Origin of the sequence: Microcoleus sp. Pol7_A1 (assembly GCF_036701085.1) — a bacterium.
GTDB lineage: Bacteria > Cyanobacteriota > Cyanobacteriia > Cyanobacteriales > Microcoleaceae > Microcoleus > Microcoleus asticus.
Genome location: NZ_JAUBQD010000005.1, coordinates 106,005 through 119,569, shown reverse-complemented (window position 1 = coordinate 119,569; position 13,565 = coordinate 106,005). Strand labels below are relative to the sequence as shown.

At 45.5% G+C, this 13,565-nt stretch carries 9 protein-coding genes; 7 read left to right on the top strand and 2 right to left on the bottom strand.

The window, feature by feature from the left end:
- Positions 1-8: 8 nt before the first annotated feature.
- Positions 9-1,172: a glycosyltransferase family 4 protein gene (locus QUA20_RS05540; RefSeq protein WP_333186223.1), complete on the bottom strand. Its 1,164-nt coding sequence runs from the start codon at positions 1,170-1,172 to the stop codon at positions 9-11.
- Between the two features lie 762 nt (positions 1,173-1,934).
- Here QUA20_RS05540 and QUA20_RS05535 point away from each other — a divergent pair.
- The 5 genes from QUA20_RS05535 (at position 1,935) to serS (ending at position 9,133) form a co-directional block, all read left to right on the top strand.
- Positions 1,935-2,981 carry an ABC transporter substrate-binding protein gene (locus tag QUA20_RS05535; protein ID WP_333186220.1) on the top strand — a complete coding sequence of 349 codons (1,047 nt, stop codon included), beginning with the start codon at positions 1,935-1,937 and terminating at the stop codon, positions 2,979-2,981.
- A gap of 175 nt (positions 2,982-3,156) precedes the next feature.
- Entirely contained in the window at positions 3,157-4,701 is a 1,545-nt protein-coding gene (locus QUA20_RS05530; RefSeq protein ID WP_333186217.1) for a sugar ABC transporter ATP-binding protein, read from the top strand.
- Positions 4,698-5,702, top strand: a complete 1,005-nt coding sequence (locus QUA20_RS05525; protein WP_333186216.1) for an ABC transporter permease subunit — start codon at positions 4,698-4,700, stop codon at positions 5,700-5,702. Before QUA20_RS05530 ends, QUA20_RS05525 begins: the two co-directional genes overlap by 4 nt.
- Before the next feature lie 45 nt (positions 5,703-5,747).
- Positions 5,748-7,379, top strand: coding sequence for an iron uptake porin (locus tag QUA20_RS05520; RefSeq protein WP_333186214.1), 1,632 nt, complete (start codon positions 5,748-5,750; stop codon positions 7,377-7,379).
- A 473-nt stretch (positions 7,380-7,852) separates the two neighbouring features.
- Entirely contained in the window at positions 7,853-9,133 is a 1,281-nt protein-coding gene (serS, locus tag QUA20_RS05515) for a serine--tRNA ligase (RefSeq protein WP_333186211.1), read from the top strand.
- A gap of 169 nt (positions 9,134-9,302) precedes the next feature.
- On the opposite strand, the gene QUA20_RS05510 is transcribed toward serS, so the two are convergent.
- On the bottom strand, positions 9,303-10,319 hold the full coding sequence (locus QUA20_RS05510; protein WP_333186208.1) for a hypothetical protein: 1,017 nt from the start codon (positions 10,317-10,319) through the stop codon (positions 9,303-9,305).
- 247 nt (positions 10,320-10,566) lie between these two features.
- Here QUA20_RS05510 and QUA20_RS05505 point away from each other — a divergent pair, with 247 nt between their 5' ends.
- Both QUA20_RS05505 and QUA20_RS05500 read left to right on the top strand, forming a co-directional pair.
- Positions 10,567-12,435 carry a 3-oxoacyl-[acyl-carrier-protein] synthase III C-terminal domain-containing protein gene (locus QUA20_RS05505; RefSeq protein ID WP_333186206.1) on the top strand — a complete coding sequence of 623 codons (1,869 nt, stop codon included), beginning with the start codon at positions 10,567-10,569 and terminating at the stop codon, positions 12,433-12,435.
- Positions 12,435-13,349, top strand: coding sequence for a DUF6999 family protein (locus tag QUA20_RS05500; protein ID WP_333186203.1), 915 nt, complete (start codon positions 12,435-12,437; stop codon positions 13,347-13,349). Before QUA20_RS05505 ends, QUA20_RS05500 begins: the two co-directional genes overlap by 1 nt.
- Positions 13,350-13,565 lie beyond the last annotated feature (216 nt).

The window sequence follows — 13,565 nt, the reverse complement described above, 5'->3', positions numbered from 1 at the left end:
ACCGCTCTCTACGGCATAAGTTTATCTGAGCCAGAGGGTTGAAAAATTCCTTGTAAGGATTGACAAAGGGTTTCAAAACTAAATCTTGCGAGGGTTTGTTCTCTCAACCAGTGGCGATCGCACCTTTTATCCTCCCCTCGCAGCATTTCCACACAAGCAACCGCTACTGCTGCCGAATCTCGGTGGGGAACTCTCCATCCCAGTTTACCATCTTGCAGCGGATCGGCCGACCCGTCCGCGTCTCCCGCGAGTACGGGTACTCCGCAAGCCAGCGCTTCCAAATAAACTATACCGAAGCCTTCCTGGGAGGGCATTACATAAGCATCGGCCAACTGGTAATGGGCTGCTAAATTTTCTGTCGGTACAAAACCCGCAAATATTACTCTTTCGGTAACTCCCAAATCATCAGCGAGTTTGGCTAATCTAGATCGATCGTCTCCTCTGCCAATAACTAAGTATTTCACATTCGGAAAAGTTTTGGCTATTTGCGGCAAAGCTTGAATTGTGACATCGATGCCTTTGTAAATATCTGTCGATCGCAATCTGGCTACAGTCATCAATATTTTAGCACCAACCAAATTGTACTGCTCTAATAAATCCTGTGGCTTCGGCCCAGTCGTAAATATATTTACATCTACAGTACAAGGCACTATTTGGAATTTTTCGGGATTTAAGTTGTTAATTTCGCAAGTGCGATCGCGCGTGTACCTGCTAATAGTCCAAATACTCTCAGCTTGTCTCATTGCTGTTTGATATTTGGGCGGAAGCGGTTCCCACACTTCCTTGCCGTAAGTTAAAATCGTGTAGGGAATTCCCAGCGGCTGGCATAAAGTTTGAATCAGCGGTGCGAGTTTGATGTGACCGCAAAAAACCCGTTCCGGTCGTTTTTGCAGCAAGCGAGTTAGTAATACTGTAGCAAACTTAAGACGGCCAAACCAGGGATTCTCGGTTTTGAGGTAATAAAATTTCAGATTTTTTGACTTGTAAAGATTGTTGCAGTCTGGGGAATCTCGCAACAGCAAAACTTCAGCTTGCGGCGAGTTTGTCCTTGCAGTTATGGACAGGTAAGCTTTAAAAATGTCTTTAACGTAGGATTGAATGCCGCCTTCGCTGGCAAATATTTCTAAGAAACAGAATAGGTAATTTGTCGATCGCATCTCAGATTTAGGCATTGACAGCGCAGACAATTATTGCTGTAGAGTAACTTGGCAAAAAAGGGCGATCGCCATTGTCCAGAGCTTTTAAACCATGTCAATATGACTGTAGTTGCAGGTTTTACAGCCAAATATTGGACTTATCTACTCTCACCGTTGGTTTTGAGCGGCGATATGCTTTTTAACTAGCGCTTTTTAACTAGCTGCATGGGTGAGCGCGAAGCTTCGCTTTCAGTTTACTATGATCTACCGTTATTGACTGTAAGCTTAATGATTTTTTACAATATCCTACCCCAAGCAAAATTTAAGATTTATTGAGTTGGTGCGGCGCGTGCGACCATAGTGTGGATTAGCAGAGCGGTGGCGATCGAGGCAATCGCATTTTTAGTTTTTGGTGAAAGTATGGTCTATCTAAAGATAGATATAGAGCCAGTATGTAACTGTTATCATCAGCAACATAGAGAGTTAAATTAAATATGACTCAGCCAGGTTTTAAAAACAATTTCTGAAAGATTTTGTCTAAAATATTCTCCTAAAATTTTTTCACGCCTTGCTAAAAAATTAATGCTCAGAAAGCATTAGAATAATTAAGATGGTTGATTATTTTTGAATCGAGGAGAAAGATTAATATTCATATCTTTTCGTTTACAAAAGTAGTCTAGCGAGCCGAGCGAGAAAGTTTTACGAGCTGAAAATAAACACGATCTCGTACAACCGCGTACAAAGAAAAGCCGCTCACCTAAAACATTAGGTATTCGAGCTTAAACCTAACAAAAGCTAATGTTAGGTTGGCAACGTCATATTTACGAGCGACTCTCTCCAAACGAGAATTCATTGGAGTTTGAGGTGAAACGAGTAACGATCGCACTCAGTCTTTTTAGTCTACTCAGCAGCACTCTGGCAAGTTGCACCGCAGCTTCCCAGAAGGCTCAAAACAGTATACAACCAAGCAGCTCCGAACTTTCATCAGTTGCTGTAGCAGTCCGCGACCTCGGCAATCCATTCTTCGTACAAGTTGGCAAGGGCGCTGAGGCCGAAGCCAAGAAAATCGGCGGTGCAAACGTTAGGACAACTCTCGTTTCCAGCGGCGACGATTTAAATCAGCAATTTAATCAAATCGAAAACTTTATTGCCTCTAAGGTCAGCATGATTGTACTCAATGCTGCGGACACAAAAGGCATTGCACCCGCTGTCGAAAAAGCCAAGCAAGCCGGAATTCCGATAATTGCAGTTGATACCGGCGCCGAGGGAGGCGTGGATGCCACAGTTACTTCAAATAACGTGCAAGCTGGCGAAGTAAGCTGTCAATATATAGCCGATCGCTTGCAAGGAAAAGGCAGCGTTGTGATTATCAACGGGCCTCCCGTCGCTTCAGTGGTTGAGCGAGTTCAGGGTTGCCAGAGTGTCTTCTCCAAATATCCAGAACTCAAGGTTCTTTCCAAAGATCAGAACGCTGAAGGCAGCCGCGATGGCGGGTTGAGAGTCATGAGCGATTTGCTGACTTCTTTCCCAAAAATTGATGCTGTTTTTGCAATTAATGACCCCTGTGCCATTGGTGCAGAATTAGCAGCCAAACAGGCACAAAGGAGCGAGTTCTTTATTGTTGGAGTCGATGGTGCACCTGAAGCTTTAGATGCGCTCAAGCAGAACAACAGTTTATTTGTGGCTACAGCAGCTCAAGATCCATTTCGCATGGCAGCCAAGGCCGTTGAAGTCGGGAACGACATTCTCAAAGGAAACAAGCCAGCCAATCCAAACATTCTGATTCCAGTCGCGCTGATTACTCGCGAAAACGTCAATCAACATAAAGGCTGGACAAGTGAATAAACCAGGAATCGCTGGAAACCGAGTTGTTTGGGAAATTACTTATTTTTAGTAGTCATTCGGCTATTGCTAGGGGTAAGGTGCCCAATGAGCACTATACAGAGAGATCTGCCATTAATTCCACAAATTGATGGAGCCAAACTCGACTTGTAATTCGCATAAAATTACGGTATTTGCGATGGTAAATAGCACTCAAGATTCAATTAAAACTAAGCCCGTCCTCGAAATGCAAGGTATTAAAAAAACCTTTCACGGTTTTACAGCCTTGCACGATGTAAATATAACCGTTTACCCGGGTGAAGTCCACGCCCTCATGGGGGAAAACGGTGCGGGCAAAAGTACGCTGATGAAAATTCTGGCGGGAGCCTACATAGCCGATGCAGGCGAAATCAGAATTGACGGTCAAGCTGTTAAGATGATAGACCCCGCTCAAGCCAGAGATTTAGGGATAGCGATTATTTATCAAGAACTCAATCTCGCCCCCAATCTGACAGTTGCTGAAAACATTTTTATGGGCAGCGAGCTGAAGAAAGGAGGTACATTTTTAGACCAAGATGAAATGCGGCGCAAGGCATCTGAGGTATTAAAAAACCTCGATGCAAATTTTGAGGCTGGAGACCTGGTTTCGACACTTTCAATTGCCGAACAGCAGCAAGTGGAAATAGCGAGGGCGCTCAAACACAATAGCCGAATTTTAGTGATGGACGAGCCGACGGCCGCGCTTTCAGACCGCGAAACAGATAAGCTTTTTGAAGTGGTTCGCCGCTTGCGGAATGAGGGCATTGCTATTATTTATATCAGCCACAGAATGGCAGAAATTTATGCCCTTGCCGATCGCGTGAGCGTCATCCGTGATGGCGGGTATATTGGCTCTCTTGAAAAGCACGAAATTTCGGCCGAACGCCTGGTGGAAATGATGGTGGGTCGTTCTTTACAGGATTTGTACGAAAACAAGCATGAAATAACACCTGGTGCAGTAGTTCTTGAGGTAACAAATTTAAGCGACGGCCACAAAGTAAAGCCGGCCAGTTTTAAACTTCATGCGGGCGAAATTTTGGGTTTAGCGGGTTTAGTTGGCGCCGGCAGAACAGAACTTGCCCGCCTAATTTTTGGTGCTGATCGGAAGGTAAGCGGTGAAATAAAACTGGAAGGTCGTCATCTCAATGTCTCGACACCCGATGAAGGAATGGCCGCCGGAATTGCTTACGTGCCAGAAGATCGCAAGGCTCTCGGACTATTTTTAGAGGCTAGTTCGGGTGAGAATATTACCATGAATGTCCTCGATCGAGAAGCAAAAGCTGGCATTATTAACGAAATTTTTCTCTTGAGAATTGTCAATGATGCTATTAATAATTTGCAGATTCGCCTTGCAAGTCCGAGCATCAGGGCAATGGATCTTTCTGGGGGAAATCAGCAGAAGTTGCTGCTAGCGCGTTGGTTGGCTATCAACCCAAAGGTACTTTTGCTAGATGAACCGACGCGGGGTGTGGACATTGGCGCCAAAAGCGAAATTTATCGAATTATTAGCGATTTGGCAGCCAAGGGCGTAGGTATTTTAATGATTTCCAGCGAACTGCCGGAAATTGTGGGAATGAGCGATCGCGTCTTAGTGATGCGAGCAGGAAGCCTCGTCGGTGAGGTAGGCGGATCGACTGGGGAAGCAATTACGCAAGAGAACATTATGGCTTATGCCACCGGGGCAACAGAGGTAAAAAAATCATGAGTCAAACAGAAGTAAAAAGCACCAGAAATCAATCAAGCGATCGGCAGAAAACAAGTAAAGCTCAAGCTTGGAGAAATTTTATCCAAGTTGCCGGTATCCTGCCGATTTTGGTGGCCATATGTGTAATTTTTTCCCTGGTAACGCCCAACTTTCTTTCCTTAGGAAATTTGATCAATGTCATTCGGCAAGCATCGATCAATATTGTCCTAGCTACCGGCATGACTTTTGTGATTTTGACGGGCGGGATTGACCTTTCTGTTGGGTCAATTTTGGGCGTGACGGCAGTTGTCGGGGTGCTGGTTTCCTTAGTTCCAGGTCTGGGTTGGTTTGCCGTACCGGCGGCGTTAATAGCCGGAGTATTTTTGGGATTAATTAACGGCTCGCTAATTGCCTATTTAGGTTTGCCTCCGTTCATCGTAACCCTGGGTTCTTACACAGCTTTGCGGGGTGTTGCTTATTTAGTAGCTAACGGCACTACCGTTATTAATAGAAATCTGAATTTTGCTTGGGTAGGTAACAATTATGTCGGCCCAATTCCCTGGTTGGTTATTATCGCTTTTCTCGCAGTTTTAGCGAGTTGGTTTGTTTTGCGGCGGACTGTTCTCGGAAGGCATATTTACGCCGTGGGAGGCAACATTCGGGCAGCACGATTGACAGGTATTAAGGTGAGTCGCGTGCTGTTATTTGTCTATGGCGTCAGTGGCTTGCTTTCTGGTTTAGGTGGAATTATGAGCGCGTCGCGCCTCTACAGTGCGACGGGGATGTTAGGGCAAGGCTACGAATTAGATGCGATCGCTGCTGTAATTTTGGGAGGAACCAGTTTTACAGGTGGAATTGGCACTATTTGGGGTACTTTGCTGGGGGCTTTAATTATTGCCCTGCTCAACAATGGACTAACTCTCATGAACGTGTCTTTCTTCTGGCAGTTAGTTGTGAAAGGTCTAGTGATAATTATCGCAGTGACGATTGACAAACTTCGCACCGGTTCAAGCGCAGCGTAATATTGCTAATTCGGTCGATCGGTTCCTTATGCGGAGCTTTGTCCTATGCACATCCAGCATTTTCCTCACCTGATTACTGCTTTTATCCTGGCATCACCGGGTGTATTTCTACTAACATCATCCCCAAGTTTTGCTGCACCAATTGATAGATTAGTTGCTCCTGAACCGTTAAATACCTTGGCAGAAAAACCCTTCGCGCAGGTGAATTCTGTCTCTCAACTCTCGGATGTAAAACCGACTGACTGGGCGTTTCAGGCGCTGCAATCTCTAGTAGAACGCTACGGCTGCATTGTCGGTTATCCCGACGGAACTTACAGAGGAAACCGGGCGCTGACGCGGTACGAATTTGCCGCAGGATTGAATAGCTGTCTCGATCGAGTCAGCGAACTAATTGCCACAGGAACAACCAACCAGATTACTGGGGAAGATTTAGCGATCGTCCAAAAGCTGCAAGCAGAATTTGCCACTGAATTATCGGTGTTGCGGGGTCGAGTCGATGCTCTCGATGCACGCACAGCCGAACTAGAAGCGAATCAGTTCTCGACTACGACGAAGCTGAATGCGGAAATTATTGTGGTGGTAACAGATACCTCGGGTAACAGTGTTGGGGATTCGCGCGATCGCACCAACACTATTATTGCCAACCGGGGGCGATTAAATTTTGAAACCAGCTTCACCGGTCGCGATATGCTGAGAACCCGTTTGGAATTCGGCAACTTGGGCAGGATTGCCGACAACACGGGTACAAATATGACGGCATTGAACTTTGATGGCAATGTCGATAACACAATCACCGTCCCTCACATATTGTATGTCACCCCGCTGACCTCTAATCTCTCGCTGACCGTGGGCCCCACAGGTGTTGGGTATTCCGATATTACCGATTTGCTGACTCCTCCCACGATCGCTAGCGATAGTGAGGGAATTCCCTCGAAGTTCGGACAATACAGCCCCCTCTACCGCCGGGGAGGTGGCGGTGCTGCTGTCAACTGGACGATCGTCAAAAAACTCACCCTGACTGTGGGCTATGTCGCCGGCAATCCCAATCTCTCGCAGCAAAGTAACGGTTTATTCAACGGTTCCTACAATGCTCTAGTTCAGCTTGCCTACCGGGGCGATCGCGGAGCAATTGGCGTAGCCTATTCTCGTACCTTTGCACCAAGCGGTAAAGCCGACCTCACAGGCGGTACGGGCAGTTTTCTGGCTGCGCGACCGTTTGGGGACAATATTGCTACATCCAGCGATTCTGTAGCCGTACAAGGATTCTACCGCCTTGCTCCCCGCTTCCAAGTTCACGGTTGGGGCGTTTATACTCGCGCCAATGCAGAAAATTCCGGTGTTAGCAGCGTTTCGGATGGTAGAGGTGGCGTGGTTTTGCTAAATGTTGACGGTAACGATCGCGCCGATATTGTGTATGCAGCGATCGGGATAAGTTTCCCAGATGTAGGAGGTGAAGGCAACCTACCCGGGATTTTGGTGGGTTTGCCAGGTCGCGTGACGAGCAGTAATGTGCGCCGCGAGCGAGATACTTCCTATCACATTGAAGCGTTCTATCGCTTTCAGGTCAACGACAACATTTCCATCACCCCTGGTGTTTGGGCCGTTGTTAATCCTGAGAATGACAGCCGCAACGACACTCAATGGGTTTGGTTGCTCCGCACGGGCTTTAACTTTTAACCGGAAAGATATTTTACTAACCTAGTCCTGGACGCAAAAACCCAGTTTCTTGACGTAATTGCCTCATTTGAGACGATAATCACAAGAAACCGGGTTTTTTAGACTGATATTGCATCCAGGGCTTCAATTCCATGCCACACAACAAAAAACCCCTACCATTGCTGGCTGGGGTAGAAAATTATCAGGGTGCATCTACTAATGTGCTTACTATAGCATCTATTGTGGGGTGTCACCCCTGATTGGTGACACCCTGGAAGATTTTTTAATTACAATAAATTATACTTGAGGTTATAAAACATTGAGAAAACTTGTATATGAGAGCGGATTGTCGCTCTTAACCTAAGATAGGACAGACGCAGGAATCCTCAGAAACCTTGTTAATTCATAGATTTATGCTTGCCAAAGCCAAGATTTTCCAAGAAACCGGGTTTATGAGCGCAAGTCCGATAAAATTTAAAATTTAGAATAAATCTGTGCTAGACCTCAAATTAATCCGAGAAAACCCGCAAGCCGTGCAAGAAAGCCTCAACCTGCGCGGAGGTAACTATGAAATCGAGCCGATTTTGCAATTAGACAAACAGCAGCGGGAGTTGGAAGGCAAGCGATCGCAACTGCAAGCCCGCAGCAACGAAATTGCCAAACTCATCGGTCAAAAAAGAAAATCGGGTTTACCCCTCGAATCTCCCGAAATTCAAACTTTGCAAGCCGAAGGCAACGAAGTCGGCACGCAGTCGAACGAACTGCAAGCACAGGAAAAAGACCTAAAAGCTCAAATAGAAGCTTTATTGCTACCGCTGCCAAACTTGCCGAGCCCGTCAACGCCGATCGGCAAAAATGAAGAGGAAAACATCGAAATCCGGCGCTGGGGAGACGAATACATTCCCCAAAATTCCGGTATTTTACCGCACTGGGAAATCGGCGATAAATTAGGAATTCTCAACTTTGAACGAGCCGTAAAAATCGCTCAGCCCCGCTTTGTGTGCTTAATTGGAGCTGGTGCAGCCCTGGAAAGAGCGATAATTCAATTTATGCTCGATCGCCACACAAAAGCAGGTTATGTAGAAGTTATTCCCCCATTTTTAGTTAACACTGAATCCCTGACTGCTACGGGCCAATTACCCAAATTTGCTGAAGAAAGTTTCAAGTGCGACCAAGATGATTTGTGGTTAATTCCTACTTCCGAAGTTCCGGTTGTCAATTTGTACAGAGGTGAAATTTTGACAGCAGAACAGTTGCCAATTTATCACTGTTCTTACACTCCTTGCTTTCGCCGCGAAGCTGGTAGTTACGGCAAAGATACGCGGGGATTAATTCGATTGCACCAATTTAATAAAGTTGAATTGGTGAAACTCGTGCATCCGAGTACCTCGGAGGCAGAACACGAAAAGTTAGTGCAGGATGCTGAGGGAGTTTTGCAGGCGCTGAAATTGCCTTACCGGGCGATCGAACTGTGTACGGGCGACTTAGGTTTCGCGGCAGCAAAAACCTACGATTTAGAGGTGTGGCTGCCATCTGCGGGCAAATACCGCGAGATTTCCAGTTGTTCAAACGTCGCAGATTTTCAGGCGCGGCGGGCAAATATTCGCTTTAAAGAAGCGGGGAAAAAAGGCACTCAATTTGTTCACGCCCTCAACGGTTCCGGTTTAGCTGTGGGCCGCACAATGGCGGCAATTTTGGAGAATTACCAGCAGCCAGACGGAACTGTAAAAGTGCCGGAAGCCTTACAACCCTATTTGGGACGGGAAGTTTTATAACTCACTAGGTCATTGAAATCGCCGAGTAATATTAATTCCGGTTGCATCGGAATTAATATTACCCGAAATCAGGACACGGCACTGCCGTGTCCCCACAATTTATCACCGTAGGGATACGGCACTGCCGTATCCTCTATATCATTCCGGCGCAGCCGGAATTGATACTATATTACAAATTTCTTAGAGCTTCCTTGATATCGAGGGCTAAAAATCTATCCAATGCGAGATACATCCAGTAAACAGATAACTGACTGTCACTGCTAGTCTTGTGAAATCCCAAAGCCAGAGCCTGTTTTTCGTACATGGGGTGAATCATCAGCGTGTACAAGTCGCAAAGATTGGGGAAATCTGTTTGCATTTCGACTAAAAATTTTTGTGTGTCTTCGAGGAAAGGAATTCGGTATTCTGACAAATACTGCGGATCGATCATCCAACTGCGGACAAATACAGACTGGCAATTTGGATCTCCTGGTAGCGCCATATTGAAAGGATCGATCTCGGAAATAGAACTTAAATGAAGGCTTTTGCTAGGAGCGTTAAAAAAATTTACTTCAGATTCCGTAGCGGTGGGATAAAGTAAGTAAAACCCGACTGGATTGAGATTATCTGAGCGGCGCAAAACTCGCATTCCCTTTGAGTATTGACTGGCCAAAAGCCGCAGGATTTTAGCAATTTTGTGGGGAACGGCGTTAGTGTTGCGGTTCATCCAGTTGTAATTGGTGGCTAATAAATTTGCAACGGGAATCGCGTCGCACCGGGGGTTAAAATTATCTAATTCGAGTTGTACGGGATTTTGAGGTTCGGAAATATTTAAAATTTCTGGAATGGGTTGAATTTCTATTTCTGTAGTGTTACCGTCAAAGTGTTTTTTAATTAACCCCAGGGCTGCTAATTTATCTAACATCATTCCCGCCGCCCGATCGCTACCGCGATCGGAATCGCAGTAAAATAGTTCTGCGGCTTCCCGGTGAGTGCACTGCACTTCTGTTGCGGGCAATTCCAGTTTCCCCAGCGGCGGTTTGAGGCGGGGCTGATTTTCCTGAAGCTGTTTAACCAATAAGTAAATCCACAGCCTGATAAAGCATTCAGCCCTAGTGCGAGTTACGCCGACTCGTTTCATCAACAGCGAGACAGCCGTGCGTCGTTGAGATTGAGAATACCAAACATTTATTTCTTCCAAATCCATTGTAGTTGCCAAGCAGTGAAGGAACTCTACTTACATATTGGCTCACTTTCTGAAAAAACTTCACCATGATTCAGGTGACTTGTGCTTGCTGTTGCTCGATTTCTGTGATTTCGAGAAGCTTGACAAAATAGCTAGTTTCTCGTTGCAACTTCACTGCTTCCCAAGCCACAATCAATTTTAGATATTTCTGGCTTGATTTAACACAACAACGAACCCGAGTAAATTAGCAACTTGAGAGGTTTACCCCATGTACAGTGCTTATATCAATCGGATTGGCAAATTTTTACCCGGCTCGCCAATTAATAATGATGAGATGGAAGAGTATCTCGGCAAAATTGCCTCGCGCCCTTCGAGAGCCAGGCAGCGAATTCTCAACAGCAACGGCATTCAACAGCGCTACTACGCGATCGACAAACAGCAGCAAACACTATATTCTAACAGCCAAATGGCAGCGTTTGCCGTCCGTGACGCGCTCGCCCAGGGAAATTTGGAGCCAGGGGCGATCGACTTATTGGCCTGCGCTACCACTTTACCAGATTTATTAGTACCGGGATTTGCCAGCACAGTACACGGGGAACTTTCCGAATTATCTCCCCTAGAAATAGTGTCAACTCAAGGAGTTTGCTGTGCCGGAGTTAGTGCTTTAAATTACGCCACATCCCAAATCGAACTAGGCAAAAAACAAACAGCAATTGCCGTCGCTTCCGAATTTCCCTCGCGCCTGTTCAAAAACACCAAATTTGAAGATGAAACTTCCGTGCAAGCGGGAAAACCCCTGCCTTTCGATACAGAATTTCTGCGCTGGATGCTATCAGACGGTGCCGGAGCCTTTTTGCTGCAAAACCATCCCAACTCCACGGGAATTAGTTTAAAAATAGAATGGATTGAACTGGTTTCTCATGCCAACGCCTATCCTGTTTGTATGTATTCAGGATTAGCAAACGAAACATCAACCAAAAGCTGGCTGGATTATTCCTCCTACCTCGATGCAGCCACAGCGGGAGCTTTTGACTTGCGGCAAAATATTCGCTTGCTGGACAATGTAATGAAATTAGGCATTGAAGGTTGGCTGCGGTTGATTAAATCAGGGAGGGTTTGTCCGCAAGAAATAGACTGGTTGCTTTGCCACTACTCGTCTCACTTTTTCCGGGGACAAATTGTAGAACTTCTGGAACAAGCAGGCTGCATGATTCCCGAGGAAAAATGGTTTACTAATTTGTACACGCGGGGAAATACAGGGTGCGCTGCGATTTATTTAATGTTAGAGGAATTGTTCAATTCTGGTAAGTTGCAGCCCGGGCAAAAAATCTTTTGCTTTGTGCCTGAAAGCGGGCGATTTACAACCGCCTACATGATGTTAACTGCTGTGACAAATACCAATCAACCTATAATTTCTCAAATTTCTAACTTTCTTGAGTTTCCCGAAGCTTCGCCTCTCGAAAGCGTTAAACCTGAACAGCCCAACTCTCCGCAAGCTTATTTGTTGCGGGAGTTAGCATGGATTTGGCTGAAGTTCGATCGCGAAATTCGTTCTGTTCCCATTGTCCGCAAATTGTACCGGGGAGAGTTTACAATAGAAGACTATCAAGCTTTACTTTGCAATCTGCGCCCGCAAGTTGTCGAGGGAGCTCGCTGGATTGCTCGCGCTGCTTCTAACATGAGTGATTTTCGACTGCGATCGACTTTTATCGGTCACGCCCAAGACGAACACCGCGACTATCAAATGCTAGAACAAAATTATGTTGCTGTGGGCGGTGAATTGTCAAAAATTGTGGAATATGATAAGAATATTGGCAGCGAAGCACTGTCAGCTTTTATCTTCCACCAAGCCTCGCGGGAAAATCCGGTTGATTTAATTGGCAGTATGTTTATCATCGAAGGATTGGGAAATCGGTTGGCAGGAAAATGGGCAAAACAAATTCAAGAAACTCTCGGTTTGCAAGATGAACAAGTATCGTTTTTAGCTTATCACGGAGCTAACGACGAGTCGCACCTCGGCAAACTGGAAAATTTGATTAATGCCGAATGGATGACAGATGATATAGCCCGCCGCATTGTCAAAACCGCTCGTGTCACTGCTCGTTTATATTTGCTGCAATTGGAGGAAATTCGCTAATGCAAAAGCTGCAAAAACAAGATACCGAAAATCTCCCAGATGAGCGAAAAATCCCTTACGCTACCAAACCTTACAACCGCCGAGATCCGAATGTTTGGGACGTGCTGTTTTGCGATCGGTCGATTCCCGTCGATTTAGTCGCCAAAGCCTACATGATGCGGGATTTGCAAAACTGGACTCGCAATTATTTGCTCATCCCGATCAAAGTAATTGCTAACTTGTTGCTCGCGTTAATTATGACAACAAAGCGCTTATTGCCCTTTCAATTTCGCGCTTACACTTTAATGCACAAATCGGCTGCATTTTTCCTGAATAACTTTGTCTCGCCAGAAGCTTGTTATTTAATTGTCCGGCACATCTGCGCCGGCTCCAACATTATCAACTTCTTGATTGACAACGGCCCCGACACCCAGATTGAAAAGTCAAAGCTTTATCCGCGCACAGTTAGCGATTTAGCTAACAATGCGTTTCTCGAACACGACTTAATTCTCTATAACTTTGTCTGGGATTACAACCAGGCAATGCTGACAAATCCTAACTGGTTGCAGGCAGTCAAAAAACGGGGAATTAATTATGATAGCATTCAACCAGTAGAAGTTTCAATAGATTTTGAAAAACGCAGATGGCTAAAAATTCTGGATTTAGAATCTGCGATCGAGCTGTTTAAAGTATTTTATTCTCTGTGTTTGACTAGCGACGAATTTGCGCGAGCAGTGATGTCGCTTCAGTTAGATGAAAACTTCGGAGTTTACGTCAGCGAGATTACTGGAAATTGCGACTGGAATCATGTAATTGTCAACCGCCATCCGCTAGCGCCAAACAGTCCGTTTAATGCGGCACGCGACTTGTTTTTGCACGGGATAATTTCGGAATATCTATATCGGTATTTGGAACTGCAAAAAGAGATGAACTAAACTCCGATTAAATAACCCTAAATACCGTAGGGTGGGTTTTACCAAAAATATTTAATAACCGCAAACAATCTACCTAAACCCGCCTCATACAACTAATAATCTACATCAACCCTTTCTTTGATATAAAAAAAATGTAGATTCCAATTGACCGTTGAGCGGGGCGGGTTCACGAGATTGTTTTTTTAGGCATAGATGGCTGGTAAAACCCGCCCTTAC

Coding starts and splice junctions, on each gene's coding strand:
- QUA20_RS05525 (WP_333186216.1), top strand. CDS start 4,698: ATGAGTCAAACAGAAGTAAAAAGCACCAGAAATCAATCAAGCGATCGG.
- QUA20_RS05540 (WP_333186223.1), bottom strand. CDS start 1,172: ATGCCTAAATCTGAGATGCGATCGACAAATTACCTATTCTGTTTCTTA.
- QUA20_RS05530 (WP_333186217.1), top strand. CDS start 3,157: ATGGTAAATAGCACTCAAGATTCAATTAAAACTAAGCCCGTCCTCGAA.
- QUA20_RS05500 (WP_333186203.1), top strand. CDS start 12,435: ATGCAAAAGCTGCAAAAACAAGATACCGAAAATCTCCCAGATGAGCGA.
- QUA20_RS05520 (WP_333186214.1), top strand. CDS start 5,748: ATGCACATCCAGCATTTTCCTCACCTGATTACTGCTTTTATCCTGGCA.
- QUA20_RS05505 (WP_333186206.1), top strand. CDS start 10,567: ATGTACAGTGCTTATATCAATCGGATTGGCAAATTTTTACCCGGCTCG.
- QUA20_RS05535 (WP_333186220.1), top strand. CDS start 1,935: ATGTTAGGTTGGCAACGTCATATTTACGAGCGACTCTCTCCAAACGAG.
- QUA20_RS05510 (WP_333186208.1), bottom strand. CDS start 10,319: ATGGATTTGGAAGAAATAAATGTTTGGTATTCTCAATCTCAACGACGC.